The organism is Rhodanobacter sp. FW106-PBR-R2A-1-15 (assembly GCF_058789735.1).
Genome location: NZ_JBYTEM010000007.1, coordinates 26639 through 51002 on the forward strand (window position 1 = coordinate 26639; position 24364 = coordinate 51002).

Here is a 24364-nt window from a genome sequence, read left to right on the forward strand (position 1 = left end):
GGGCAATGTCTCGTCTTGGTGCAAATCGACTTTCAGCTGAGCGGTGATGCTTTTTCGAGAAGCTTGGACGATCCGGCCACCGCCACACCACGAACCGGCCGCCCAGCGACCGTGGCGACGAGGTCACTGCCGATGGTCAGGCACCGGTCGGCGATCGCGGCCACGCCGGGGCGGTGCGAGACGACGATCAGGATGGTCTGTGGCAGGCGGCGCCTGATCGTCGCGAGCACGGCGGTTTCCGAAGCGGCGTCGAGGGCGCTGGTGGCTTCGTCCAGCACGGCCAGGAACGGCTGGCGCAGGATCACCTGGGCCAGCAGCAGGCGCTGCAGTTCGCCGCCGGAAAGCCGGCTCGACGCGCCGCGCAGTTCGGTATCCAGCCCCTGCGGCGCCTCGGCCAGCCGTTTGTCGAGGCCGACGTCGGCCAGTGCATCGCACAGCATCGCGTCGGTGGCGTCGGGTGCCGCCCAGCGCAGGCATTCGCGCACGGAGTGCTGCCACGGCCGCACGTCCTGGCTGACGTAGGCGCCGTGGCGCACCAGCTCGCGGTACGCGCCGAAGTCGATCGGTCCGCCGTCGCGGTGCGCCACGAAAACCTCGGGCGTCATCATGCCGGCCAGCACGTCGACCAGGCTGCTCTTGCCGATGCCGGAGTCGCCACAGACCAGGGTCAGCTCGCCGGGCCGCAGCACCAGCCCGCCGATCTCCAGCCCGCCGGGCGGCGGGGTTAGCCGCATCCGCTCGATGTGCAGCGCGGCGCCCGAAGCGTCGGCCTGCGGCGACGCCGCGGAGGCGTACACCGGCTCCAGGTTCATGTAGCGCTGCCACAGTTCGAACGCCGGCGCGGCCGAGCGCAGCTGCTGGAAGCTCTGCCGCGTGGTCACCAGGTAGGGCAGCAGGCGCCCGAGCAGCAGGCACACCGCGATCAACTCGGCCTGCTCGACGCCGTGCCAGCGATGGGCCAGCACGAACAGCGCGGCGATCCCGGCCGCCGCCAGCAATTCCAGCAGCAGCCGCCCGGACGCCACCAGCTCCAGCTGGCGCCGGTAGCCGTGGCACAGCCGCCCGGAAATGGCGCCATAGCTCGCCTGCTCAGCCGCCTCGCGCTCGAACGAACGAACGTGGCGCAGGCGCCGCGGGAAATCCTCGCTGTGCCAGAACAGCCGGGTCATGTCGACCACGTACTGGCGCGCGACCAGCGACTGCTCGCGGCCGTAGGCGCGCGATGCCAGCAGGCCCAGGCCCATCAGCACCGGCGCCGCCAGCATCAGCGGCGGCGAAACCCAGAACGCAAAGCCCAGGCTGACGGCGGCGCTGACGCCGGCGATCAGCAACTGCTGCAGGGCACCGAAGCCCTGCACGATAAGCTCGACGTTGTGGGTGAGCACGTTGGCGATTTCCGCCGAGGTCGCATCGGCCAGCGAGCTCAGCGGCGCCTTGATCAGCCGCGCATGCACCGCGCGCCGCAAATGCATGCCGTAGCGGCCGACCAGGCGCGCACCCAGCCGTGCCGCCTGCCAGCGCAGCAACGCGAACGCGCCGGTCGCGGCGACGAAGGCAGTGGCCTGCAGCTCGACGCTGCGCCGCGGATCGAACAGCACGCCGCCGAACGGCAGCGCCTGTCCCGGCTGCACCAGCGGCACCAGCAGCAGGGCCGCGAGGCTGCCGGCAAACGCCGCGCCCAGCGACAGCAGCACGTACGCGACCGTCTCCACCCGCTCGACGCCAGTGAGCGTGCGCACCAGCGAACGCAGCAAGTCCCATGGCCGGTCAGGCGCCCGCGGCGAATCAGCCGGTTTCACGACGGCTCCGCGTGGCCAGCGCGGCAGCGGTTTCGACGTGCGGCGTGGCGGTTCAGGGCAACACCTCTTCGGGTGCGGAAGGTCCGCGCCGGGTGTGTGCGGTGCGCTGGGGAAAAGGTTGCAGCAGCGAGCGCGGGAATGCCGCACGCGCGGCGTTCCCGCGCTCGCTCTCAGGGCGCCTTGGCCGCCCGCATACGCTGCACGATGGCCAGCGATTCCTTCACATGCTGGTCGGGCCTGAGGTGGTCGGTCTCGGACGACAGCGCGGCGACGATGCGGCCGTCGCCGGCGATCACGAAGGTGGTGCGCGGGATGAACACGTGGTCGATCTCCACGCCGCGCACGTCCTTCATGCCCGGCTTGGCCGCGACCGTCTCCAGATCGTAGGAAGCGGCGACCTTGCCGTCGGCGTCGGAGGCGACCGGGAACTTGCCGGCGCAGTACTTGGGGTCGGCCGAGAACGCGTCGAGCCGCTCGATGCTGTCGGCCGACACGCCGATGATGGTGGCGCCGGCCGCATCGAACTTGTCCTTCTGGGTTGCGAAGGTGTGCGCTTCGAGATCGCAACCGCCGGTGAAGGCCGACGGGTAGAAGTACACCACCACCGGCCCCTTCTTCAGCGCCTCGCCGAGGGAAAAGGTGAAGTGCTTGCCGGCCAGGCTGGCCGCGGCGGTGAAGTCGGGCGCCACGGCGCCCGTTTTGAGCGCGGCAACAGCCGGCAGCGCCAGGGCCAGCGCCACCAGTGCACCGGCCACCGCTCCCGCAAGACGTTTTTTCATTCTCGTGATCCTCGTGAAGGGCATCGACCGGCACGCAACCCATCCGCGCCGTCTTCTGCCTGTTGAACGAACCATCGGGTACGCCTGGCAAGCTACTCCCAAGTGCTTCGCCACACACCTGCCCATCGTTACCTGGCCGGCGCAGCGCGGCGGCATCAGTCGAGCAGCCGGCACAAGGCAGTGACGGCATCGCGCGGATGGCGCCCGCGACGCAGCTGGTGCACGCCCTGCCGCGCCAGCCGTCGCGCGAAGTGCTGCCAGCCCGGCTGCCCGCAGGCATAGGGCTGGTCGGCACACAGCCTGGCGGCGATCTCGGCCGCGGGCACGGCCTCCAGCAGCGCGGCGGGGTCGTCGGCCGTCTCGCCGCAGACGAACACCGCGCCGGCCAGCGCCAGCGGCGTCGGCGCGAGGCGACCACCGCCGTGGCGCAGGTCGGCCTCGAATTTCTCCACGCCGCTGCGGCGACGGATCACCGGCGCCGCCCCGATCCAGCGGCGCACCTCCGCGTCGTCGACGCGGCGCAGCGCATCGGCCCGCACGTGCAGGTAGTTGGCGACGCCGGTGGCGAGCAGGCTGTCCGGCTGCACGAACACCGCGTCCTCGGCGAGGAAATCCAGGCCGTGCAGCAGACTGTGCAGGGCGAGCGTCGACTTGCCCGTGCCGCTGGCCCCCAGCAGCAGGATGCCGCGCCCCTGCCGGCCCACGCAGGCCGCATGCAGCGGCACCAAGCCAAGCCCGCGCGTGGCCAGGGTGAACACGGCGAACTCGATCAGTTCGTAGCGCAGGTGGTAGGGGCGATCGAGCATGTCCGCGGAAGCCACCACCAGCGCCTGCCGCTGCGCTGGCGCCAGCACCACGTAGTTCGACGCGTCCATCACGCCGCAGATCAATCCGGCGCCCGACTGCATCTGCACCGGCGGCGGCTCGGCGACAGGCGGCGCCGCGCGGCGCGGCAGCAGGCGCAGTTCGATGCGGAATTCCGGCACGGCCATCGGGAAGCGGTGCGGCGGCAGGCCGGCGTAGGCGGTCTCGACCAGAGACAGCAGCGCCGCGCTGGCGCTTTCGAAGCGGAAGTTCCCGCCCATGATCTGCCGGCACAGCGAAACCTGCCGGCGCGGGCGCTCGCCGAACGGATCGGAAGCGGCGTCCCAGGCATCGTGGTGTGGGTTCAGGGTCATCGTCGCCGATCGCGGGTCCAGCCTCGTTGGGCACGCCGAATGGTAGGTGCGGCTGCGACGGGCAAAGGTTGCGCGGGCCGGGTCCCGCCCACCGAATATTTTCCTGCTTAACGCCGAGCCTCAGCTACTTGAAGCCCCTCTCCCACCGGGAGAGGGGTTGGGGAGAGGGTCCGGGCGAAGCACGACATCCAATTTCTTGGCATGCCGGTGACTCGTTGCTTCGACCGGACCCTCATCCGGCCCTGCGGGCCACCTTCTCCCGAAGGGAGAAGGGATCGACCAGCCGAGGCTCGCCGTTCTTCAGGAATTTTTGCCGCGCCAGGCAACCGATGCCCCGCGCCGGGGCACTTACGCCCGGCAGCGTCGAGCGATGGCGCCGCACGTCGGCCCCTGGCCATGATCGAGGCTACCGCACGATGCTGAGGATCCACGTCGGCCACTGCTATTTCCTGCGGTTGGACCCGAAGCAGTGGGAGCGCGGCAAGCCGTATCCGCCGCTCGCCACCATCCAGGTCGCCGCGCTGCTGCGCCAGATGGGGCACGCGGTGAGCCTGTTCGACGCCATGCTCGCCGACGGCGTCGGCGACTTCGAGGCCTCGCTGCAAACCACCCGGCCGGACCTGGTGGTGCTGTACGAGGACAACTTCAACTTCCTCACCAAGATGTGCCTGGGCCGCATGCGCGAGGCGGCCTGCCAGATGATTGCCGCGGCGCGCGCCGGCGGCGCCCGGGTGATCGTCGCTGGCTCCGACGCCTCCGACCATCCCGATGCCTTCCTCGCTGCCGGTGCGCATACGGTGCTGGTCGGCGAAGGCATCGCCGCGCTGGCCGAACTGGTCGGGCGGCTGCAGCGCGATCCGGCGATCGGCGACGACTGGGCCGCCGGCCTCGGCGGCGTCGCCACGCTGGCCGGCGGACAGCTGCGGCTGACCCGCCTCGGCGCACTGCCGCCGGACCCGCGGCTGGTCGGCCACCCGGCCTGGGACCTGGTCGACATCGAGCGCTACCGCGCGCTTTGGCACGAACGGCACGGCTACTTCAGCCTCAACATGGCGGCCTCGCGCGGCTGTCCGTTCCGCTGCCACTGGTGCGCCAAGCCGATCTGGGGCAACCATTACAACCAACGCCGCGCCGAGGACGTGGCGGCGGAGATGAGCTACCTGAAGCGCACGTTCCAGCCGGATCACATCTGGCTGGCCGATGACATCTTCGGCTTCCGCGTCGACTGGGTGACGGCGTTCGCCGCGCACCTGCACGCCGCCGACGGGCCGGTACCGTTCACCATCCAGACCCGCGCCGACCTGATCAGCGAGCGCATGGCCGCCGCGCTCGGCGAAGCCGGCTGCGCGGAGGCGTGGATCGGCGCGGAAAGCGGCAGCCAGCGCGTGCTCGACGCGATGAACAAGGGCACTCACGTCGCCGACCTGGTCACCGCGCGCGCGCGGCTGGGCGAGCACGGTATCCGCGTGGGCTTCTTCATCCAGCTGGGCTACCTCGGCGAGCAGCTGGCCGACCTGCTGGCGACCCGCGAGCTGATCGCGCAGGCCGCGCCGGACGACATCGGGGTGAGCGTGTCCTACCCGCTGCCGGGCACGAAATTCTACGAGCAGGTGAAGGCGCAGCTGGGCGCGAAGACCCACTGGCAGGACAGCGGCGACCTGGCCATGATGTTCCGCGGCGCCTACGACTCGGACTTCTACCGCCGCGTGCGCGACCTGCTGCACGAACAGGTCGCCATCCAGCAGGCGCAGCCCGCCGCACCGGACCAGCGCCATGCCGCGCTCGACGCGCAGTGGACGGCGCTGATCGCCAGCGAAGGCGCGCACCGCAACCGGAATGCCACCTCGCCGCCGCCCGCGCCGGCGCGCCACGTCGCGCTGCCGCTGTACTGAGCGCGCCATGCTGCCGCCACTCAGGATCGTCCGCCATGGCCTGCGCCGCATCACCGAGGCGTTCGCCGCGGAACTGGCCGGGCCGGGCCGCGCTACGCCGGCATGGAGCGAACTGGAATGGCGGCTGGCCACCGCGGTCGCCGTGGCACACGGCGTGTCGCCGCTGCTGTGCCACTGCTGCGCGTGGAAGCACGAGTCATGGCGGCGCTTCCTGGAAAGCCAGCGCGACCACGTGGAGCGACGCCACCAGCGCATCCACGCGCTGCTGCAACAGATCGACGCCGACGCCCGCACCACCGCTCTGGCGGTGGTGCCGCTGAAGGGTGCCGCGCTGCACGCACTGGGCATCTACACGCCGGGCGAGCGGCCGATGGCCGACATCGACCTGCTGGTGCGCGAGGACGATGCCGCCGCGGCGACCGCGCTGCTGCTCAAGCTCGGCTACGTGGAGTCGTTTGCACAATGGAAGCACCGCGTGTTCAAGCCGGCCAGCGGCCAGCCGTTCGCCGGGCTGGGCGAGCACCACGACACGCCGGTCAACATCGAGCTGCACACGCGCATCCGCGAGCGGCTGCCGGTGTCGATGGTCGACATCACCGCGCGCATCTATCCGCGTACCGCCGAGCCCGGGCTGAACCCCTACCCGTCGCCGGGCGCGCTGATGAGCCACCTGCTGCTGCACGCGGCGGGCAACATGTGCGGGCGCAGCCTGCGCCTGCTGCACCTGCACGACATCGCGCGGCTGGCCACGCACCTGGCCGCCAGCGACTGGGCGGTGCTGTGGGCCGACGCCAGCGAGCCGCCGTGGTGGGCGCTGCCACCGCTGCGGCTGGCTGCACGCCACTACCCCGAAGCGATCCCCGCCGCCGTGCTGGCTCGGCTCGAACGCGACTGTCCGCGGCTGCTGCGGACGATCTCGCACCGGCAAAGCCTGACCCGGGTGTCGTGCTCGGAACTGTGGCTGCATGCCTTCGCCGGCATCGAATGGGCGCGCTCGATTCGCGAAGTCGGGCGCTATCTGCGGAACCGCGTGAGCCCGCCGGACGAAGCGCGCCAGGAACGCGCCGACATGGTGCGCACCCAGCTCTGGCTGCAGGGGCAGAGCTGGGTCACCACCGCGCACCGCCGGCGCATCCTGACCTGGCTGACCCGGCCAGTGCCGCGGATGGACATGCTGTATGTGGTGCACGCGGCCCTGGAACCCCTCGCTTCCCGTGAGAACACGGAGCACACGCTGGTCGCGTCGGGATAGGTCCACCTGGTCGACGCAACATCTTCCCGCTGACTCGATCGGCCCGCTGCAACGCAGCGGACCGTTCTCGCTTGTGCTGCGCGGCATCAACATTTCCGTGCCGATCATGTGGGAGGCGAGTACACCGGACTGGTGTCCGGCAGGCCGCGCCGCTAAGGTGACGGCTGTTTCGGCTGGTGGAAGTCGCAATGCCATCGGGAGCAACTCCGGAGCTCGCGGAACGCATGCAGGCGGCGGTGCACAAGGAGTGTGCGGCGATTCTTCGCGCGCTTGCCTCGCGGCACCACATCCACGTTTCCATCCATGGCGCGAGAAAGGCGATCCGGCGTCTGCGCGCGCTGTTGTTCCTGGTGGAGGATCGCCTGCCGGATGCCGCGGCGGTCGACCGGACGCTGGAGCGCCTGGGCGACAGCCTTTCGGCGCTGCGCGATGCGCACGTCATGGTCGACACGGCCGAAGGCCTCGCCGCCAGGGGCAAAGCGAAGCAGTGGGCAGCAGCGATCAAGCGTCTGGTGCGCCGGCGCGACGAGCTGATTCAACAGGCGCTGGCGCGGGACGTGGACTTCCGGCGCCGGCGCCGCGTGGTCGAGCGAGCCGCGCAGCAGCTGGGCGACATGCCATGGCACGAACTCAAGACCACGGACCTGCGGCAGGCACTGGAGCGCAGCTGCCACCGCGTGACCAAGGCAGAGGCGCGAGCCAAGGCCGACCCGCTGCCGGCCAACCTGCATCGCTGGCGCCGCCGCGTGCGCAAATTGCGCATGCAGATGGAAGCCCTGGCCAGGATCGAACCCGACATCGCGAAGGACGCGGCGAAAGAATCCGCGAGCAAAACCGCCAAGGCACTGCACAAGCTCAGCGACCAGCTGGGCGCGTTCCAGGACCAGCAGATGCTGCGCAACGTGCTGCGGCGAATGCGCGGCCTGCCGCATCGGGCGCAGATAGGGCGGCAACTCCGCGAAGAACTTGTGGCGAACCAGTCGATGCTGGTCGGGCAAGGCGTGTCTGTCCCGGGTCGATAGTCGGCGCTCGAATCAAGGGAGACGGAGATAATTGACTCAGGATGATTGCCTCCGAAAGGCTACTCTGCCCCCGTTTCCGCCGTCGGATTCAGCCTGTCCCCCATTGATGCCATCATCGATGGCCTCATGACGCACCTCATGCATCCGCAAACCCTCGCCATCCACGCCGCCGACGGCTATCGCCTGCACGCACGCTGGTGGCATCGGCCGGATCACGCCGATCCGGCGCGTCCGGTCGCCGTCATTGCACCCGCCACGTCGGTGCAGTCCAAATACTATGCGCGGTTCGCTGCCTACCTGTTCGACCACGGGTACGACGTCGTCACGTTCGACTACCGGGGCATCGGCGGGTCGCGTTACGGCTCGCTGCGGGGTTTCGAGGCGGACTGGCTCGACTGGGGGAGCGACCTCGACGCGGTACTGGCCCACGTCGTGTCGGCATGCCCCGGCCGCCCGGTCGATGTGGTCGGCCACTCGATCGGCGGGTTCCTCGTCGGGGTGGCGCCAACGGCCGCGCGGGTTCGCCGCATTTTCACGGTGGGCGCGCAGTACGCCTACTGGCGCGACTACGCCCACTGGGCCCGCCGGGGCATGCTCTGGCGCTGGCACGCGCTGATGCCGCTGCTGGTCGCGCTTTGCGGCTACCTGCCGGCCAAACGGTTCGGCTGGATGGAGGACACGCCCAAGGGCGTCGCCCGGAACTGGTCGCGCATGGGGCCGCTGTTCGAGCGCAGCCTCACGCGCCATCGCTCGCCGGGAGCGGACGCGGCACGGCTGGTGCATCGCTTCGCGGCGGTGACGGCACCCATCCTCGCGCTGGGCCTGGACGACGATCCGTTCGGCACCCCCGCCGCCATCGACCGGCTGCTGGCGTACTTCACGGGCGCGGAACGGCATCACCTGCGCCTCGACGCCGCCGCGCTCGGCTTCGACGCGATCGGACACTTTGCGTTCTTCAACGACCGCTTTCGGGATGCGCTCTGGCCACTCGCGCTGGGCTGGCTGCGCGACCAGAAAATCACCACGCCGCCCGGCGCCACGCTGACGACTCGAACCGGAGCACGCGGACCGTGACGCCCTATGCCCCTCAAAGGGGGACGGGGATAGTTGCCTCCGACTCCCTTTGCGGGAGTCTTTATTGGGTCCAACATAGGGCTACCGCTAGAACTCGGCGATCAGCGAGCCGGCAAACCGATCGTGCCCTCCGAGCCCCAGTGATCCACCATGTTGGTGTGCGCCGTATCGCAGGACAAATCCAGCCCAATGCCCAATACGCTCACTCTACCCTTCACTCCCCTGCCGCCACCAACCGCAAATACAACGCCTCAAACGCCCGCGCCGTATGATCCGCGTCTTCGCGCAGCGCCCGGCACTGCGCAGCAGCCGCCAGCTGCAGGCGCAACGCCTCATCGGTCAGCACCCGGCTGATCGCGCTCGCCAGGGCGGCCCAGTCGCCGATGGGCACGGCCAGCGCGGCCGATGGCGTCCACTCGGCCAGGTGGCCGACGGCGGTGCCGACCGTGGGTACGCCGGCTACCGCCGCTTCGAGCAGCACCAGCGGGCCGGCTTCGTGCAGCGAGGACAGCACCAGCAGGTCGGCCGAGGCCATCAGCGGGCGCAGTTCGCGCTGGGTCTTGAAGCCGTGGAAGCGCACCTGGTCCTGCAGTCCGAGCTGGCAGGCCAGCCGTTCCATTTCGCCGTGCAGCGTGTCCACGCCGACGATGTCCATGCGGAAGGCCAGCCCCGTGCTGGCCAGCGCGGCCAGCGCGCGCAACAGGGTCGGCTGGTCCTTCACCCGGTTGAGGCTGGCAACGTGGATCAGCCGCGCCGGCCCCGTGCCGCGCGCATGCGGCGCCAGCGGCGGCCACCCGCGCAGGTCGACGCCGAGCGGCACGCGCCGAGCCTTGAGCCCGAGCGCAGCCAGCGCGTCGACGATCGGCGCGCTGGCTGCGGTGATTGCATTGGCACCGCGCAGCACCACCGCCTCGCGCAAGCGCCCTTTCCATTTGCGCCGGCCGCCGTAGCCGATCGCGTGCAGCGCGACCAGTTCGCCGCCGGCGACGTGCACCAGGCTCGGCCGCCGCAGCGATTTCGCCGCGGCCACCGCGACCAGGCTGCACGAGCCGGAGAAGATCGCCTGCACCACATCGAACGGCGCGCGGCGATGCTCGGCGCGGATCGCCGCGATCGCGCGCAGCCGGGTCCAGCCCTCGCCGATGTTGTGCACGGTGGCGCCGGCCAGTTCCCAGCGGCCCGCCGTTGCCTCCTGCTGCAGCGCGAACACATGCACCTCGTGCACGCGCGCCAGCCGCCCGATCAACGCCAGCAGCACCGGGATCACGCGGAACTCGCCGCTGCGGTCCACCCCGCCCGGCACCACCAGCGCGAGTTTCATCCCGGCCCCCACAGCCGGTCGGCGCGCACCTGCGCATAGGCACCGGCCCAGCGGCGGCCCAGCGCGGCGAACGACAGCGTGGCGTCGAAGTGTGCGCGCACCTGCGCCGGCGATGGCCCGTTCGTCGCGACATCAACCAGCGCCTCGGCCAGCTGCGCGGCGTCGCCGCAGGGCCACAGGCGGCCGATGCGGCCGTCGTCGGTCAGCGCGCGGAACGCAGGAATGTCGGTGACCAGCGGCGCCACGCCGCAAGCCAGCGCCTCCAGCAGCGAGTAGCCGCAGCTCTCGGCATGGCTGCCGGCGACGAACAGGTCCGTGGCGCGCATCAGCGCCTCGATCCGGGCGTGAGCCACCTTGCCGAGCAAGTGCACGCGCCCGGCCAGCCGCGGATCGCCCGCGATGCGCTGACGCACCGCCTCGAGCAGTGGCGCGTTGCCGAACACGCACCACAGCTGCAGACCGGGCAACCGTTGCACGGCGCCGGCCACGCCGTCGAGCACCGCCAGCGGGTCCTTGCCCGAGTTCAGATGGCCGACCCACAGCGCGCAGGGCTCGCCGTGCAGGCCGGTTTCGGCGCGCACGCGGGCGCGATCGCCCGGCGTGAAACGGCTGCTGGATTCGGGTATCGCGAACAGTCGCGTGTGCGGCGCGAACAGGCCGGCGCGGGTGAACGGCTGCGCTAGCTCGGCGGCGGTGAAGGCGATGCCCGCCGCGGCGGCATACCGGCGCCGCCACCATGGCCACCGCCAGCGGCGCGGCGGGCGGTCGGCATGGTCCTGGATCACGATCGGCAGCGACGGCAGGCGTTGCGCCAGCGCGAACGCATCGGCGGCGAAGCCTAGGCTGTGCAGGTGCAGCACGTCGGGCCGGATCTCGCCCAGCAGCTCGGCGAGGCGGCGCGTCCGTTGTGCGCCGCCGGGCACCGGAATGAAGCGGTAGTCGATGCCATTGCGCTGCACGCGCTCCGGGCGCGTCGCCAGCTGGATCACCGACACGCGGGTGCCGGCGCTGGCCACCGCTTCGGCCACGTCGGCCAGCGTGGGCCACTGCTCGAACACGTCGGCCGAGGCGAGGCCTGCCGGCACCGGCAGGAAATTGATCTGCGCCACGTGCACGGCCGGCACCGGCCTAGAGGCCCGATACCTGCGGCATGCGCAGGCGCACGAACCGGTTCGCCAGGTTCAGCTCCCACGGTCGGTCGTACTTCCGGAAGCGGTAACGCCAACCGGCCATGGCGCTCAGGTTGCGCTTCGCCCACGGCGGCGCGCGCAGGTCCTGCACCGTGGGGTAGCGGCAGCGCAGCACGGTGACGAAGTCGTTGATGCGCTGGCGCAGGCGATCGCTAAGCCAGGGCGCGTCGACGTGGCAGGCGTAGTGCACCCAGCGCGACTCGGTCCACTCGTCCGGCGTAGTCGGGAACACCACCGGCGCGCCGTCGAGGTCGAGCAGTGGCGCGCCCGGCCGCTTGCGGCGGTCCTGCTCGTGGCGGCTGTGCTCCGGCAGCGGCGTGTAGATGTAGATGACGACCTCGGTCTGCGGGTTGATCCGCTTCAGCTCGCGGATGAACTCGAAGGTGTGCTCGGTTTCTTCCTCGGTGTTATCGGGCGGCGCCACCATGAACGACAGCTCGGGGATCACCCCGTAACGGCGGCACTGCTCGACCACCGCCAGCGTCTGGTCCGGGCGCGTGCCCTTGCGGATGTCGTGCAGCATCTGGTCGTTCGGCGATTCCGCGCCGATGTAGGCCATGCGCAGCCGGCTCTTGCGCACCAGTTCCCACGAGCGCTCGGACAGGTTCAGCAGCGCGTCGGCGCGGGCAAAGCACCACCACGGCAGTTCGAAGCGGGCCATCACTTCGAGCAGCGGCACCATGTCCGCCTCGCGGTCGAAGAAATTATGGTCGAAGTACTGCACCGAATCGGCGCCCAGCGTGTGCTTGAGGTAGGTGAGCTCGCGCTCCAGCCGCGCGGCGGCGGGCAGGAAGGTGGCGCCGCCGAACATCGCGGCCACGCCGCAGAAGGTGCAGTGGTAGCGGCAGCCGATCGCCGCCTGGTGCGCTACGGTGCGCTGGCCGAGGTAGGTGCGCGCCAGGTAGCGACGCGGATCGCCGAGCTTGTCGTAAGGCAGCAGCCCCGCGGGGTCGTGGCGCACGATGTGGCGGGGCGGGTTGTGCACCACGCTGCCGGCGTTCTTCCAGGACAGCCCGGCGATCTGTTCCAGCGCCGGGCCGTTGCCGCTGAGCGTGGCGACTAGCTCTGACAGGGTTTCCTCGCCCTGCGCGCGCACCGCATAGTCGACATAGGGCGCGGCCAGCGTGGCGTCCGTGTGCAGCGTGGGGAAGTAGCCGCCCCAGATGATCGGCAGCGCCGGGTAGCGTTCGCGGATCGCCTGCGACACGGCGATCGCCGGCGCCACCTGCGGGCCACCCATCACGCCGACGCCGACGGCGTCGAAGCGCTCCTGTTCCAGCACGCGCAGGGTGTCGTCGACGAAGTCGCGGTCCACGTTGCCGTCGATGATGCGGCTGCTGCCGCTGCGCTCCAGTGCCGCCGCCAGGTGCAGCAGCGCCAGCGGGAAGCGCGCGCTGCTGCGCGAGGTGATGGTGGGGTTGATCAGCAGGGTGCGTGGAGAAGTCATGGGAAGGCCTGCGGGCAAGCGGCGTTAGGGCGCCCGGTGCAGCTGGAACACCAGCGCGACGGGAACCTCCAGCGCCATGCGGTCGAAGTGCGCGCCGGCGGGGACGTCGGCCGGGTCGAGCATGGGTTCCAGCACCTGTTCGATCTGCAGCCCGAGCGCCAGGCAGGCGGCGTGCCAGTGGCTGTACAGATGCGGCGTGTGGCGCACGGCGTAGCTCAGGCCGCCGGCCTTGAAGTCGCGCCGCCAGCCGAGCGCATGGCCGATCGGATGCACGTCGCTCAACAGCAGCGTGCCGCCGGGCCGGGTCACCCGGCGCAGTTCGGCCAGCGCTGGTTCGAGGTTGTCGAGGTGTCCGACGACCAGGCCGCAGACGGTCAAGTCCGCCTGCGCATCCGGCAGCGGCAGCGCGGCCACGCTGCCCTGCACCAGCGCGACCGGCACGCCGGCATGCAGCGCGGCCAGTTCCGTGTCGGCGCGCTTGAGCATGTGCGGCGAAAGATCCACGCCGGTCACGCGCGCCACGCCGCGGCGCAGCGCGTGCAGCATGTAGCGCCCGCTGCCGCAGCCGACGTCGAGCACGGCCTGCCCGCGCAGGCTGGCGGGCATCAGCGCCAGCATCGCGCGCTCCTCGGCCTGCATCACCGGGTTGTGCGCACGCGCCGGGTAGCCGGGCGCCCACAGCGCGTAGGCCGCGCGCGGTTCGAGCGTGGGCTGGGCGGTCATGGGTAGCACCTGGCTTCGGCAGTGGCATCGCGCGCGCGGTCGTTGCGCGCAGCGACGCGTTCGAGTCCGGGCTCGAGCGCGAGCAGCGCCGGCTCGGCCAGCGCCGCGGCCAGCAGCTTCGGCTTGCCGTCCAGCGTTACCGGCACCGTGTCCACGCCGGCGGCGGCGAACCATGCGGCGAAATCCGGATCGGCGATGCGCGGCACGCCGTCGCGCACCACCGCGCGGATGTCGCTGCGGCGGACGCCGGTCAGGCTGCCGGCCGGGCCCCCACCGCGGTCCTCGACGATCACCAGGTCGGCCCGCGCGCCCGGCGCAAGGCTGCCGCGCGAAGGCAGGCGCAGGATGCGCGCGGCCGCGGTGGTGGCCAGCTCCAGCACCTGCATGGGGCCGAGCTCGCCGCGCTCGACCACGCCGCGCATCTCCTCGAGCAGGTCGCGCGCGCCGCTGAGCCGCGAGTCGCTGCCCAGCGCCAGCCGCCCCGCCGCGCACAGCCGCCGCGGGTCGAGCGAACGCCCGAGCAGGCGGTGGTTGCTGGTCGGGCACCACACCACCGCCGCGCCGCTGGCGAGCACGCGGTCGATGTCGCATTCGCGCAGGCCCACGCCGTGCACCAGCACGCTGTTCGCGGCGAGACAGCCCAGTTGATCCAGCTGATCGAGTTCCGCTTGCGCGATGGCGTCGGTGCCCTCGGCCAGGTGGATCAGCCACGGGCGATCGGCAGGCGTGGCGGCAAAGCTCTCCTGCACCGGCGGCCCGTAACCGGGCCAGCCCGGCGCGTAGCTCCAGCCGTAGTCGCGCAGCAGCGCCACCGGGAAATCCAGCGCGTCCAACGCCGCGTGCCAGGGGTCGTGATGCGCCACGCAGGTGACTCCGGCAAGCAGGTTCTTCAGCGCGCCGTGGCGCAGCCGCCGCGCCTTCGGCACCCGCAGCGCGGCGGCCACGGCGGGGTCGGCGAAGTGCGCCTGGAACGCCGCGATCCAGGCGTAGCTGTTGGGGAACGGCGCGCCGTGGCGCAGCGGCGGCACGGCGTTGACGTGCAGGTGCTCGTGCGCGTTGACCAGGCCGGGAAAGATCAGGTGGTCGCGCAGGTCGATGCGCCAGGCCCGCGCGGCCAGCGAAGCGCCGATGCGCCCGGCGCGGATCGGCAGCGGCGCGCGCGAGGTTGCCGCCGGCGTGACCGTCGCCGCGCGGCACAGGCTGACATCCAGCGCGGCCTGCAGCACGTCCATCGCTCAGCGCCGCCGCAGCACGATCAGAAAGTGATCGCCCATGTCGCGCAGCAGCGGCAGCGCGCCGAAGCGGTCGTCGAGCCGGCCCAGCCGCTCGCACCAGCGCGGGTGGCGGCGGCAGTAGTCGACCAGGTAGGGCGGCGGCATGAACAGGCTCAGCGCGCGATAGCCGGCCAGCGCGAAGTGGCCGGCGAACGCGCGGTAGAACTCGCGCGGCAGGTAATAGCAGGCCCACACCGTGTGGCGGTTCATGCCCACCGCGGTGGCGCCGCGCGCGGCGCGCACACCGGCGCGGCGGAAGCGGCCGCGCAGCGCGTAGTGCCCCAGTTCCCACGGGCAGATCCGACCCATCACCGAGAACACCAGTCGGCCGCCGGGGCGCAGCAGACGCGCGCACTCGGCCGCCACGCCGGCGAGGTCCGACACGCAGTTCAGCGGGCCGAAGTTCGAGTAGATGCCATCGAACGCGTCGTCGAGCCGGTCCAGCTGCTGGATGCCGAGGTGGATGGCGCGCACCTGCGGCGACAGGCTCGCCGCCGCGCGCGCCCGGGTGCGCTCGACCATCCGCGGCGACCAGTCGCTGGCGACGACCTGGTGGCCGCGGCGCGCGAACTCGACGGCGTCGATGCCGGTGCCGCAGCCGAGGTCGAGCAGGCGCGCGGCGACCGGGAACTCGCCCTGCATGGTGTCCCACATGGTCAGGCGCATGCGCTGGATCAGCTCGTTGTTGCCGCGCGGGCCGTCGTAGTCCGCGGCGACGCTGTCGAAGGCATGCTGCGTGTCGAGCAGCTGCGCGTCGTCCAGCGACATGCCGGCGCCTTCGAGTTTGTGCTGTCCGTTCATGCCCATCCGCGTTCCGCCGCCTCGATGGCTCTGGCCGTGAGTGCCGGCCGCGGCCGCTTTGGTTGAATGCGCGGCGGTCACGCCCGCGAACGCCGCGCCACGTCCCGCGCCAGCGCCGCGGAGGCGCCCAGGAACAGCGCCAGCAGCAGGCCGAGGCCATAGGTCAGCTCGGGGTTCGGGAAGGCCTGCTTCTCCGGCACGTAGGCCGGCCACACCATCGAGGTGTCGTAGGTGTAGGCCGGCCCGAGGCGCTCGACGAGATCGTTGCGCTGCTGGGTCAGGCCGCGCACCTCTTCGTTCTTGTTGGCCAGCAGCAGGCTGGCCAACACCGGGTTTGCCATGTCCTTGCCGCCAACCGCGTGCAAGCCGCCCGGCTCGGCCGCCTGCTGGTAGCGGGCGTGGTCGGCCTCGGCGGTGCCCAAGTCGGCTTCGATCCGCACCAGCCGCGCGCGAGCCGCCTGCAGCGGCGGCTCCTCCAGCTCCCGGTGCACCGCGCGCAGCCGCGCCACCGTGGCCGCAGCGAGTTCGCCGGCCTGCTGGGGCGAGTAGGCGCGCACGGTCAGCTTGACCAGCGAGCCGGCGTAGAGCATCGGTTCCAGCTTCAGGCTGTTGCGGTAGAGCCGCGCCACCGGCGTGGTTTTCGCGTAGCCGGCGCTGGCCAGCACCTGGTTCTGGAACGGCACCAGCTGCAGCCGCTCGGTGACCCGCTGCAGCGGCTCGACCTTCGGGTCCTGGCCCGCCGGCACCGAGCCGACCTGCGCGATCTGGATCCACGCGGTCGCTTCCCACTGGCGTTTCACCAAATGTGCGAAGGCGTAGGTGCAGGCCAGGGTCAGCACCAGCACCAGCACGAACCACAGCCACTGGCGAGTGAAGATCCGCCACAGGTCGATCAGGTAGATTTCATCGCGTTCCATGGTTCGCCACTCGCTGGATGGAAGGTGAAGGGGCCAATGCGCGCCGGTTCGGCAGCCAGCTGGCGATGATCGGCAGCACCAGGCAGATGCCGATGAAGCCGGCGTTGGTCCAGGTGAACGCCTGCGGCGCGAACGGCGACATCACGCCGACATAGGCCATGCGCAGGAACATCAGCAGGGAGAACAGCGGCACCGCCGAGCGCAGCCGCTGCACGCTCCACAGCAACAGCGCGTACAGCGCGAACACCGACAGCGCGGCGCCCACCGGACCGAACGCCAGCAGAAACGGGAAGAACTCGGTGCCCACGTTGATGTTCGACGCATCCAGCGGGATGCCGGTGCCGGCGGTCGCCACCGAGCCGTGCAGCGGCACCAGCTGGTTGATCAGGAAGTCGGGGTTGCGGTAGCCCTTGGCCAGGATCGCGCTGAAGTTGTAGGGGCCGGCGCTGGCGTACAGCAGCAGCCATTTGATAGCTTGCGGCGCGGCGTGGTACGCCGCGCTGAACGGCAGCGTGACGTGGTCCAGCGGCCCCGAGCGCAGCATGCCGAGAATCGAGAAGATGCTGCTGCCGGCGAGCGCCAGCAGCAGCAGCGTTTTCCACGGCAGCGGCTTCGTCTCGTCCCGGCGCAGCACCAGCACCAGCGCGAACGAGAAGAAGGTGGCGAACAGCCGGTTGCGGTCGATCACCAGCACCGGGAACACGAAGCCGATGGCGATCAGCGCAATGCGCAGCCGCCGGCTGCGTGCGCACAGCAGGCCGATCGGCGGCAGCACCCAGCACATGTCCGAGACGTGCCGCACGTGCGCGCGGCCGCCGTCCATCACCGCATAGGCCGAGGGCTTGTCGAACAGCGGGATCGGGAACAGCGTAAGGTCGAACACGCAGAACAGCACGATCAGCCAGGCCAGCGCCAGCGCAAGGAACGCCTCGCGGGTGCCGGCGTAGTGGCGCGCGCGGAAACGCGCGAACTCCGGCAGCCGCACGCCCGCCTGCACGTCGAACAGGATGATCACCGCCGCGAGCAGGGCCAGCAGCAACAGGCCCTGCAGGTAGTCGACGGAAAGGTCATAGGTGAACCAGGTCAGCCCACAGGCGAACAGCAGCGGCAGGCCGAGCCAGCTGGAGGGAAGCCGCAGCAGCTGTTTCATGGCAGCCCCGCGTGGGGCGTCGGCGGCGGCGGCCGGGTGCGCGCCGCCAGCACCAGCGACAGGTAGGCCGCCACGTGCGCCAGCAGCGACCCCGGCCGGCGCTGCAGGAAGGCGATCTTGGCGTCGATGTAGTGCGCCTGCGCGCGCAGCAGGGTGCGGTACGGTTCGTCGAACAGGCCGGCGCGGCGCAGCGCGATGTGCCGCGATTCGGCGAGGTTGCCCAGGCGCGTCTCCAGGTGCCGGGTGCGGCTCAGGTTCGCGTCGTGCATGCGGTAGGCGCACACGCCGACGTCGATGAAGCCGAGCGCGTCGCGCGCGGCCAGGCGCAGGAACAGGTCCCAGTCCTCGATGCGCAGCCCTTCGCTCCAGCGGTCGACGGTGTCCAGCGCGCTCTTGCGGATCAGCGCGACCGGCCCGCCCACCGCCCACTGCCGGATCACCGCGCGACGGATGCCGTCGTCGGAGCGGTACAGGCTCTTGTCGGCGCCGTGCAGGTCGCACATGCCGCTGTCGTGCAGCTTGCGGTCGTCCTGGTCGACCACGATCGAATCGCCGATCACCGCGCCCTTGCCCGGGTGTTCCTGCAGGTAGCGGACCTGGGCGTCGAGCCCGCCGGGCAGCAGATAGTCGTCGCTGGCGCCTGGGCGCAGGAACTCGCCGTTCGCGCGCGCCGCCAGTTCGTTGAGGGTCGCGGCGATGCCGCGGTTCCCGCGCTGCACGTACTCGATCGGGATGTCCATGCAGTGCGTCGCCACCCAGTCGGCGATGAGCGCGCCGGTGCGGTCGGTCGAGCCGTCGTCGATGATGATCAGCTCCTTCGCCGGGTACGGGTCTTCCAGCACGCTGTCCAGGCAGCGGCGCACGAAGCGCTCGTGGTTGAACGCCGGAATCAGCACCGAGACCAGCGGCGGCGCGGCGCTTACGGATACGTCGTACGCCATCGTCACAGCCCTCCCAGGTAGCGCCGCACGACCAGCAGGTTGAAGGCGAGGTAGCCGAGGTAGTTGGCGGCGAAGGCGTACATCGCGCCGACCAGGCCGAAGCGCGCGGTGAACACGTAGACCAGCGCCAGGTAGCTGGCCGCGAACACGCACTCGGAGATCACGAACAGCCGCGTCATGGCCTTGGCCAGCATCACGTAGGAAAGGATGAAGGCCGCGATCTTGATGACGTCGCCGATCAGCTGCGGCGCGTACAGCGCATTGGCCGGCGCGAAGTCCGCGCTGAACAGCCAGCGCGTCAGCGGCTCGCGCAGCAGGTACACCGAGGCGGCCAGGAGCACCACCACCGGCAGGATGTAACGGTACGCATGGCGCAGCTCGGCCAGCAGCGCGTCGCGCCCCTGGATCGAGGCCAGCTTGGGCAGGTAGTAGATGTTGATGGCCGCGGTGAGGAACAGCAGGTAGGCGTCCGACACCTTGCCCACCGCCTGCCAGTAACCGACCTGTTGCCAGCCCAGCTGCAGCGCGAGGTGGTCGCGCACCGCGATGTTCACCAGCGGCGAGACCAGCGCGGCGGTGAGCGTCATCACCGAGAACGCGGCCAGCCGCCAGGTCATCTCGCGGTCGAAGCGCAGCCGCAGCATGCTGCGCCGGAAGTACGGGCTGCGCCACCACGCCGGCAGCCCGACCAGCAGCCACAGCAGCTGGCCCAGCACCAGCGCCAGCAGCGCGCCGTACAGCTGCAGCCAGCGCGCCAGCGCGATCACCGTGGCGATGCTGAGCAGCGAGCCCAGCACCTGGATCAGCGCCAGCCGGCGCACGTCCATGAAGCCGTTGACCACGGCCAGAATGTAGTTGACCAGCGCGATGCCGAGCTGGGCCACGGCCAGCACGCGGATCAGCCCCGCGTAGGCCGGGTCGTCGAGCAGCCACGACGCCAGCGGCCGGCTGAACGCCAGCGCCAGGCAACCCATCAGCAGCGAGGCGCACAGCGCGTACCACAGCGCGGCGGCCAGCAGGCGCGCGAGGCGCTGTGGATCCTCGCGGTATTCGGCCACGTACTTCACGATGCCGGCGCTGATGCCGCCGCCGGCCAGCACCGCCAGCAGCGACATCAGGCTCATGAACTGGCCCAGCTTGCCCACGCCCTCCGGCCCGGCGAACCACGCCACCAGCTTGACCACCACCAGCGCCGCCAGCAGCCGCGCCGCGGTGGCCAGGCCGGAGTAGAAGCCGGCGCGCGCGATGTTCATGGCGGACACCGGAATGCCTGGCAGGCGTCGATCACCCGCTGCACCGCCTCGTCGCCCAGCGTGGGGTCCATCGGCAGGCTCAGCACTTCGTCATGCAGGCGTTCGGTCAGCGGCAGCCGCAGCTGGTGCAGCTCCGGGTAGGCCGGCTGCCGGTGCGGCGGTACCGGGTAGTGCACCTGGCTGTGGATGCCGTGCGCGAGCAGGTGCCGCTGCAGCGCGTCGCGCCGGGCGCAGCGCACCACGAACAGGTGCCAGGCGTGACCCTCCTCGTGCGTCACCTGCGGCAGCCGGATCTGCGCATGGCGGATGCCATCGCGGTAGCGGCGCGCCACTGCGCGGCGACGCGCGACATCCTCGTCGAGGTGGCGCAGCTTCACCCGCAGCATCGCCGCCTGGATCTCGTCCAGCCGCGAGTTGACGCCCTGCCAGAGGTGGCGGTACTTCACCTCCGAACCGTAGTTGCGCAGCGCCGCGACCTGTCGCGCCAGCTGCGCGTCGGCGGTCACCACCGCGCCACCGTCACCCAGCGCGCCGAGGTTCTTGGCCGGGAAGAAGCTGAAGGCCGCGGCGTCGCCGAACGCGCCGGCGCGGCGGCCGTCGCACGCCGCGCCATGCGCCTGCGCGGCGTCCTCGATCAGCAGCAGCCGGTGCCGCTGCGCCAGCGCCGCCAGCGCCGGCATGTCGGCCAGCTGGCCGTACAGGTGCACCGCCATGATCGCGCGTGTGCGCGGCCCGATCGCCGCCTCCACGCAGGCCGGGTCGAGGTTGAAGCTCGACGGGTCGGGCTCCACCGGCACCGGCAGCAGCCGGTTGGCGCTGACCGCGAGGAAGCCGGCGATGAAGGTGTTGCCCGGCACGATCACCTCGTCGCCCTCGCGCAGCGCGCCGAGCTGCCGGTAGCCGCGCAGGATCAGCGCCAGCGCATCCAGCCCGTTGCCCACGCCCAGCGCGTGCGGCACGCCGCACCAGGCGGCGAACTCGCGCTCGAACGCCGCCAGCTCCGCGCCCATCACGTACCAGCCCGAGTCGATCACCCGCGCCACCGCCGCCTTCAGCTCGTCGGCGTGGCGCGCGTTGATCGCCCCGACGTCGAGGAACGGCACGTCGGCCAGGGCGACTTCGCTCACGGCGCCGGCCATCACAGCGGCCACTCGTAGAAGTCGTGCACCACCGCGCGCGCGCCGAAGTATTCCTTCTGCGTGACCAGGCCGCCGTTGAGCACGCGTCCTTCCTGTTCGGTGGAAATGCCGAAGCTGAAGTACGCGCGGTCGGCGTAGACGCCGCCGATCAGTTCGGCCAGCAGGAAGCTGAGCGCGCCGGCACTGCGGCCCTGCTCCGACACGGCCATGTACTGGGTGTGCGCGACCTTGCCGAGGTCGTAGACCAGCACGCCCGCCAGCAGCTCGCCCTCGCGGCGCGCCTCGTGCAGCACCAGCTGCTGCGGGAAGCGTGCCTGCAGCAGGCGCAGTTCCGCCAGGCTGTGGGTGGGCCGCGCGTCGTGCTTGCGCAGCACCTCGCTCAGCAGCGCGTGGAACTGTGCCGGGTCGGCGGCGGGCTTGAGCTCGATGCCAGCCTTGCGCGCCTTGTTGACCGCGCGCTGGCGGCCCTGCGAGAAGTGGAACGCCTCGCGCAGCGCGATCGCCGAGGAGAGGTCGCGCCGCTGCAGCCGCGCGCCCAGGCAGTGCAGCGCGTACAGGTCCTCCTCGGCCGGGTAGGCGTGGAAGATGTGCGGCACCGCCTTGTAGATCACCCGCTCCACGCCGAGCGCGCGGTAGTGGCGGGCGATCTGCCCGAACACGCCCAGCGTCGACTCGGCGCGCAGCTCCTGCGTGGTGAGCAGCCCGGCGTAGGTGAGGCCGGCGTGGCTGGTCACCACGCTGCCCTGGCGGCTGGCGGGGAACACCGCCACCGCCTCGCCGTGCCGCTCGACCACCAGCGACTGGTCGACGAAGCGCTCGGCGTGGTAATCCATGTAGCCGCGCCGGTGCAGCAGGTTGCCGTTGCGCGAACGCCCGACCAGCGCGTCCCAGGCCTGCACGTCGGCAGCGGTGTAGGGCCTAACGCTGCACATCGGCGGCTCCCTCCGCATCGTCGGCGGTGGCCAGGCCGAAGCCGTCCACGCCCATGTCGTTGCCGTTGTAGAACATCAGCAGCCGGTCGCGCCGGCGGATCAGCGCGGGGTAGCACAGCGTGCGCGAGTCCCAGCCGCTGGTGGACAGCGCGATGCCCAGGCTCGCGTCGCGACGCTGCCACGCGATGCCGTCGTCGCTGGCGGCGACGCCGGGAAAGTAGTCGCCATTGAGGTTGCCGCGGGTGAAGTACATCAGGTAGCGGCTGCCGTAGCGGTACACGCGCGGCCGGCCGATGCGGTATTCGCTGCCCTGCGGGCGCAGGCAGACCTGGTCCGCACGCGGGATCGCAGAGAGGTCGTCCGTCGCCACGTGGCGGATGTGGTAGCGCGGGAACGGCTGGCCGCCGATGCTTTCCCAGTCGTCGCCCACCGCGTACCACAGGCGCCAGCGGCCGTTCTCGTACATGGCCGTATGCACCGCGGCGATGGTGCTGCGGCCGGGCGCGCGATCCAGCATCGGCGTGTCCTGGGTGCGCTGGAAGCTGTTGCCGCCGTCGCACGAGATGGCCAGACCGGTGAAGGCCAGGAACTTGGCGCGGGCCACGCGCTGGAAACCGACGTAGAACAGGTGCAGGCCGCCCGGCGCGTCGACCAGGTCGCCCAGGATCATGCCGCTGTCGTCGAAGCAGCCGCCCCGGCCGATGTCGAGCACCGGCTCGGCGCTGACCCGCACCACCTTCGCGGGGTCGTCCGCGCGTACGTCGACGTAGCCGATCCGGCTGACCCCGTCGGCATCGCGAAAGCCCGCATAGACGCGGATGAGCTCGTCGTCGAGGCGGTACGGCGTGGGGGTGAGCGCCGAGTGGCGCATCCAGCCGCCCACCCCCTGCCGCGCGGTGTCGAAGATCAGCCCTTGCTTGGCCCAGGCGAACATGCGCGCGTCACAGCCTCACGTCGAGGCTGGACTTGCCGGGCAGCGCATGCGCCGGCGAGCCGACGTAGACGCGGCCCGGCTCGGTGTCACGGGTCACCAGCGCGCCGGCGCCGATCACGTTGTCGGCGGCGACTTTCACGTGGTCGTTGAAGGTGCTGTTCACGCCCACGAAGCTGCTCTGGCCGATCTCGCAGTAGCCGGAGATGACGGCGTGCGAGGCGACGAACACGTGGTCGTGCACCACCGTGCGGTGGCCCACGTGGTTGCCGCTCCACAGCACGCAGTTGTCGCCGATGCGCACGAACGGCTGCACCACGTTGCCCTCGAAGATGAAGCTGTTCTCGCCCACCTCGGCGTTGCGCCACACGAAGGCGCGCGAACTCACGTAGCTGGCCAGTCGGTAGCCGCGGCGCTTCGCATCGAGGTAGAAGCGCGTGCGCAGGCGGTTCAGCTGGCTGGCCGGTATCGCGACGAACACGTCGAACCCGGCTGGCGGGTAATGTGCTTCCAGCGTCTCGTACGCCACCACCGGGCGGCCGGCCAGCTGCGGCTGCGCGAGGTAGTCGCGCTCGACGCTGAAGGCGACCACGTCGCGGTCACCGTCGTGCTCGAAGTACTCGCAGGCGATCTGCGCGAACTCGCCCGCGCCGACGAGGACTAGAGGCTTTGGCATGCGGCCAGGCCCTCCTGGTACACCGGGCCGCGCACCTCGCGCAGGAACGCCGCGTAGTCGGTGATGTAGTCGGCCGGGTCGTACACGTGGTCGGCCAGCACCATCAGCACGCAGTCTTCGCTGAAGTCGTACAGCTCGCGCCACACCATGCTGCCCAGGTGCAGGCCGTACGCGGGGTCGTCGAGCACCACCTGCACCTTGCCCGTGCCGTCGTCCAGCAGAAAGGTGACCGAGCCGCGCACCGCCACCGCCAGCTGGTTGAGGTGGCGGTGCGCATGCCGGCCGCGGTGCACGCCGTCGTGGGTGGCGAACAGGTAGTACACGCGCCGGATCACGAACGGCACGTTCCGGTCCTGCTCCAGGGCGACCAGCATGCCGCGGCTGTCGCCGTGCTTCTGCAACGGGATGCGTTCGATTTCCATGTTCCGGGCCCGGCAGTGATGTCGAGGGGAGGACCGACCTCACTGGGTGCCGCCCGGCGCGCGAAAGGTTGCGGCGGGAACCTCGCCGGGCGGCAGCGACTCCGATGTCATGCGGGCGACGCTCACGGCGGCCGCGCCGGACTCGCGGCGGCTACCTTGGGACCCTGCATCCATGACATGCTCTGGCCAGCGCAGCACGATGGAAACTCCCCGCGCCTTCCCGCCCGGGTGGGCGCGAACGCCGCCGGCAT

The 24364-nt window shown here is 71.0% G+C and carries 22 protein-coding genes; 4 read left to right on the forward strand and 18 right to left on the reverse strand.

The window, feature by feature from the left end; translation table 11 throughout:
• Nucleotides 1-32 precede the first annotated feature (32 nt).
• The 3 genes from AC3WTD_RS05675 to AC3WTD_RS05685 all read right to left on the reverse strand — a co-directional run bounded on the left by AC3WTD_RS05675 (nt 33) and on the right by AC3WTD_RS05685 (nt 3756).
• Nucleotides 33-1799, reverse strand: a complete 1767-nt coding sequence (locus tag AC3WTD_RS05675) for an ATP-binding cassette domain-containing protein (protein ID WP_492613168.1) — start codon at nt 1797-1799, stop codon at nt 33-35.
• A 170-nt stretch (nt 1800-1969) separates the two neighbouring features.
• Nucleotides 1970-2578: a peroxiredoxin gene (locus AC3WTD_RS05680; protein ID WP_492613169.1), complete on the reverse strand. Its 609-nt coding sequence runs from the start codon at nt 2576-2578 to the stop codon at nt 1970-1972.
• A 155-nt stretch (nt 2579-2733) separates the two neighbouring features.
• Nucleotides 2734-3756 (reverse strand): phosphoenolpyruvate carboxykinase (ATP), encoded by a 1023-nt coding sequence (locus AC3WTD_RS05685; protein ID WP_037088766.1) that lies wholly within the window; start codon nt 3754-3756, stop codon nt 2734-2736.
• 416 nt (nt 3757-4172) lie between these two features.
• Between AC3WTD_RS05685 and AC3WTD_RS05690 the strand changes: the two genes are divergently transcribed.
• From AC3WTD_RS05690 to AC3WTD_RS05705, 4 genes are all read left to right on the forward strand, one after another.
• Nucleotides 4173-5648: a B12-binding domain-containing radical SAM protein gene (locus tag AC3WTD_RS05690; protein ID WP_492613170.1), complete on the forward strand. Its 1476-nt coding sequence runs from the start codon at nt 4173-4175 to the stop codon at nt 5646-5648.
• A gap of 7 nt (nt 5649-5655) precedes the next feature.
• A complete protein-coding gene (locus AC3WTD_RS05695) occupies nt 5656-6900 on the forward strand; it encodes a nucleotidyltransferase family protein (RefSeq protein ID WP_492613171.1) in 1245 nt (414 codons plus the stop codon).
• 188 nt (nt 6901-7088) lie between these two features.
• A complete protein-coding gene (locus tag AC3WTD_RS05700; RefSeq protein ID WP_492613172.1) occupies nt 7089-7922 on the forward strand; it encodes a CHAD domain-containing protein in 834 nt (277 codons plus the stop codon).
• 126 nt (nt 7923-8048) lie between these two features.
• Nucleotides 8049-8996 (forward strand): alpha/beta hydrolase family protein, encoded by a 948-nt coding sequence (locus AC3WTD_RS05705; protein WP_492613173.1) that lies wholly within the window; start codon nt 8049-8051, stop codon nt 8994-8996.
• Nucleotides 8997-9210: 214 nt separating this feature from the next.
• On the opposite strand, the gene AC3WTD_RS05710 is transcribed toward AC3WTD_RS05705, so the two are convergent.
• The 15 genes from AC3WTD_RS05710 to AC3WTD_RS05780 all read right to left on the reverse strand — a co-directional run bounded on the left by AC3WTD_RS05710 (nt 9211) and on the right by AC3WTD_RS05780 (nt 24113).
• Nucleotides 9211-10317, reverse strand: coding sequence for a glycosyltransferase family 4 protein (locus AC3WTD_RS05710; protein ID WP_027491258.1), 1107 nt, complete (start codon nt 10315-10317; stop codon nt 9211-9213).
• Nucleotides 10314-11432, reverse strand: a complete 1119-nt coding sequence (locus AC3WTD_RS05715; RefSeq protein WP_492613174.1) for a glycosyltransferase family 4 protein — start codon at nt 11430-11432, stop codon at nt 10314-10316. Before AC3WTD_RS05715 ends, AC3WTD_RS05710 begins: the two co-directional genes overlap by 4 nt.
• A 13-nt stretch (nt 11433-11445) precedes the next feature.
• Nucleotides 11446-12954, reverse strand: a complete 1509-nt coding sequence (locus AC3WTD_RS05720; protein WP_492613175.1) for a B12-binding domain-containing radical SAM protein — start codon at nt 12952-12954, stop codon at nt 11446-11448.
• Between the two features lie 24 nt (nt 12955-12978).
• Nucleotides 12979-13677: a class I SAM-dependent methyltransferase gene (locus tag AC3WTD_RS05725; RefSeq protein ID WP_492613176.1), complete on the reverse strand. Its 699-nt coding sequence runs from the start codon at nt 13675-13677 to the stop codon at nt 12979-12981.
• Entirely contained in the window at nt 13674-14909 is a 1236-nt protein-coding gene (locus AC3WTD_RS05730) for an amidohydrolase family protein (RefSeq protein WP_027491254.1), read from the reverse strand. The genes AC3WTD_RS05725 and AC3WTD_RS05730 overlap by 4 nt, the downstream gene beginning before the upstream one ends.
• Before the next feature lie 3 nt (nt 14910-14912).
• Nucleotides 14913-15752, reverse strand: a complete 840-nt coding sequence (locus tag AC3WTD_RS05735) for a class I SAM-dependent methyltransferase (RefSeq protein WP_492613177.1) — start codon at nt 15750-15752, stop codon at nt 14913-14915.
• A gap of 77 nt (nt 15753-15829) precedes the next feature.
• Complete coding sequence (locus AC3WTD_RS05740; protein WP_492613178.1) at nt 15830-16669, reverse strand: Wzz/FepE/Etk N-terminal domain-containing protein; 840 nt, start codon at nt 16667-16669, stop codon at nt 15830-15832.
• Entirely contained in the window at nt 16656-17819 is a 1164-nt protein-coding gene (locus AC3WTD_RS05745) for a hypothetical protein (protein WP_492613179.1), read from the reverse strand. Before AC3WTD_RS05745 ends, AC3WTD_RS05740 begins: the two co-directional genes overlap by 14 nt.
• Entirely contained in the window at nt 17816-18760 is a 945-nt protein-coding gene (locus AC3WTD_RS05750; protein ID WP_492613180.1) for a glycosyltransferase family 2 protein, read from the reverse strand. The genes AC3WTD_RS05745 and AC3WTD_RS05750 overlap by 4 nt, the downstream gene beginning before the upstream one ends.
• Before the next feature lie 2 nt (nt 18761-18762).
• Complete coding sequence (locus AC3WTD_RS05755; protein WP_492613181.1) at nt 18763-20013, reverse strand: O-antigen translocase; 1251 nt, start codon at nt 20011-20013, stop codon at nt 18763-18765.
• Nucleotides 20010-21152 (reverse strand): DegT/DnrJ/EryC1/StrS family aminotransferase, encoded by a 1143-nt coding sequence (locus AC3WTD_RS05760; protein ID WP_492613182.1) that lies wholly within the window; start codon nt 21150-21152, stop codon nt 20010-20012. Before AC3WTD_RS05760 ends, AC3WTD_RS05755 begins: the two co-directional genes overlap by 4 nt.
• Nucleotides 21152-22084 (reverse strand): GNAT family N-acetyltransferase, encoded by a 933-nt coding sequence (locus AC3WTD_RS05765; RefSeq protein WP_492613183.1) that lies wholly within the window; start codon nt 22082-22084, stop codon nt 21152-21154. The genes AC3WTD_RS05760 and AC3WTD_RS05765 overlap by 1 nt, the downstream gene beginning before the upstream one ends.
• Complete coding sequence (locus tag AC3WTD_RS05770; protein WP_492613184.1) at nt 22071-23018, reverse strand: glycoside hydrolase family protein; 948 nt, start codon at nt 23016-23018, stop codon at nt 22071-22073. The genes AC3WTD_RS05765 and AC3WTD_RS05770 overlap by 14 nt, the downstream gene beginning before the upstream one ends.
• Before the next feature lie 7 nt (nt 23019-23025).
• Nucleotides 23026-23691: an acetyltransferase gene (locus tag AC3WTD_RS05775; RefSeq protein ID WP_027491245.1), complete on the reverse strand. Its 666-nt coding sequence runs from the start codon at nt 23689-23691 to the stop codon at nt 23026-23028.
• The gene (locus AC3WTD_RS05780) at nt 23676-24113 is read right to left on the reverse strand and encodes a sugar 3,4-ketoisomerase (RefSeq protein ID WP_027491244.1); all 438 of its coding nucleotides are present in this window, start codon (nt 24111-24113) and stop codon (nt 23676-23678) included. Before AC3WTD_RS05780 ends, AC3WTD_RS05775 begins: the two co-directional genes overlap by 16 nt.
• Nucleotides 24114-24364 lie beyond the last annotated feature (251 nt).

What these genes read in the sequence shown, in the direction of transcription:
- AC3WTD_RS05725 (WP_492613176.1), bottom strand. Translation starts at nt 13,677, where the DNA reads ATGACCGCCCAGCCCACGCTCGAACCGCGCGCGGCCTACGCGCTGTGG.
- AC3WTD_RS05755 (WP_492613181.1), bottom strand. Translation starts at nt 20,013, where the DNA reads ATGAACATCGCGCGCGCCGGCTTCTACTCCGGCCTGGCCACCGCGGCG.
- AC3WTD_RS05685 (WP_037088766.1), bottom strand. Translation starts at nt 3,756, where the DNA reads ATGACCCTGAACCCACACCACGATGCCTGGGACGCCGCTTCCGATCCG.
- AC3WTD_RS05770 (WP_492613184.1), bottom strand. Translation starts at nt 23,018, where the DNA reads ATGTTCGCCTGGGCCAAGCAAGGGCTGATCTTCGACACCGCGCGGCAG.
- AC3WTD_RS05740 (WP_492613178.1), bottom strand. Translation starts at nt 16,669, where the DNA reads ATGGAACGCGATGAAATCTACCTGATCGACCTGTGGCGGATCTTCACT.
- AC3WTD_RS05710 (WP_027491258.1), bottom strand. Translation starts at nt 10,317, where the DNA reads ATGAAACTCGCGCTGGTGGTGCCGGGCGGGGTGGACCGCAGCGGCGAG.
- AC3WTD_RS05750 (WP_492613180.1), bottom strand. Translation starts at nt 18,760, where the DNA reads ATGGCGTACGACGTATCCGTAAGCGCCGCGCCGCCGCTGGTCTCGGTG.
- AC3WTD_RS05680 (WP_492613169.1), bottom strand. Translation starts at nt 2,578, where the DNA reads ATGAAAAAACGTCTTGCGGGAGCGGTGGCCGGTGCACTGGTGGCGCTG.
- AC3WTD_RS05780 (WP_027491244.1), bottom strand. Translation starts at nt 24,113, where the DNA reads ATGGAAATCGAACGCATCCCGTTGCAGAAGCACGGCGACAGCCGCGGC.
- AC3WTD_RS05700 (WP_492613172.1), top strand. Translation starts at nt 7,089, where the DNA reads ATGCCATCGGGAGCAACTCCGGAGCTCGCGGAACGCATGCAGGCGGCG.
- AC3WTD_RS05760 (WP_492613182.1), bottom strand. Translation starts at nt 21,152, where the DNA reads ATGGCCGGCGCCGTGAGCGAAGTCGCCCTGGCCGACGTGCCGTTCCTC.
- AC3WTD_RS05745 (WP_492613179.1), bottom strand. Translation starts at nt 17,819, where the DNA reads ATGAAACAGCTGCTGCGGCTTCCCTCCAGCTGGCTCGGCCTGCCGCTG.
- AC3WTD_RS05690 (WP_492613170.1), top strand. Translation starts at nt 4,173, where the DNA reads ATGCTGAGGATCCACGTCGGCCACTGCTATTTCCTGCGGTTGGACCCG.
- AC3WTD_RS05775 (WP_027491245.1), bottom strand. Translation starts at nt 23,691, where the DNA reads ATGCCAAAGCCTCTAGTCCTCGTCGGCGCGGGCGAGTTCGCGCAGATC.
- AC3WTD_RS05735 (WP_492613177.1), bottom strand. Translation starts at nt 15,752, where the DNA reads ATGAACGGACAGCACAAACTCGAAGGCGCCGGCATGTCGCTGGACGAC.
- AC3WTD_RS05765 (WP_492613183.1), bottom strand. Translation starts at nt 22,084, where the DNA reads ATGTGCAGCGTTAGGCCCTACACCGCTGCCGACGTGCAGGCCTGGGAC.
- AC3WTD_RS05720 (WP_492613175.1), bottom strand. Translation starts at nt 12,954, where the DNA reads ATGACTTCTCCACGCACCCTGCTGATCAACCCCACCATCACCTCGCGC.
- AC3WTD_RS05730 (WP_027491254.1), bottom strand. Translation starts at nt 14,909, where the DNA reads ATGGACGTGCTGCAGGCCGCGCTGGATGTCAGCCTGTGCCGCGCGGCG.
- AC3WTD_RS05695 (WP_492613171.1), top strand. Translation starts at nt 5,656, where the DNA reads ATGCTGCCGCCACTCAGGATCGTCCGCCATGGCCTGCGCCGCATCACC.
- AC3WTD_RS05705 (WP_492613173.1), top strand. Translation starts at nt 8,049, where the DNA reads ATGACGCACCTCATGCATCCGCAAACCCTCGCCATCCACGCCGCCGAC.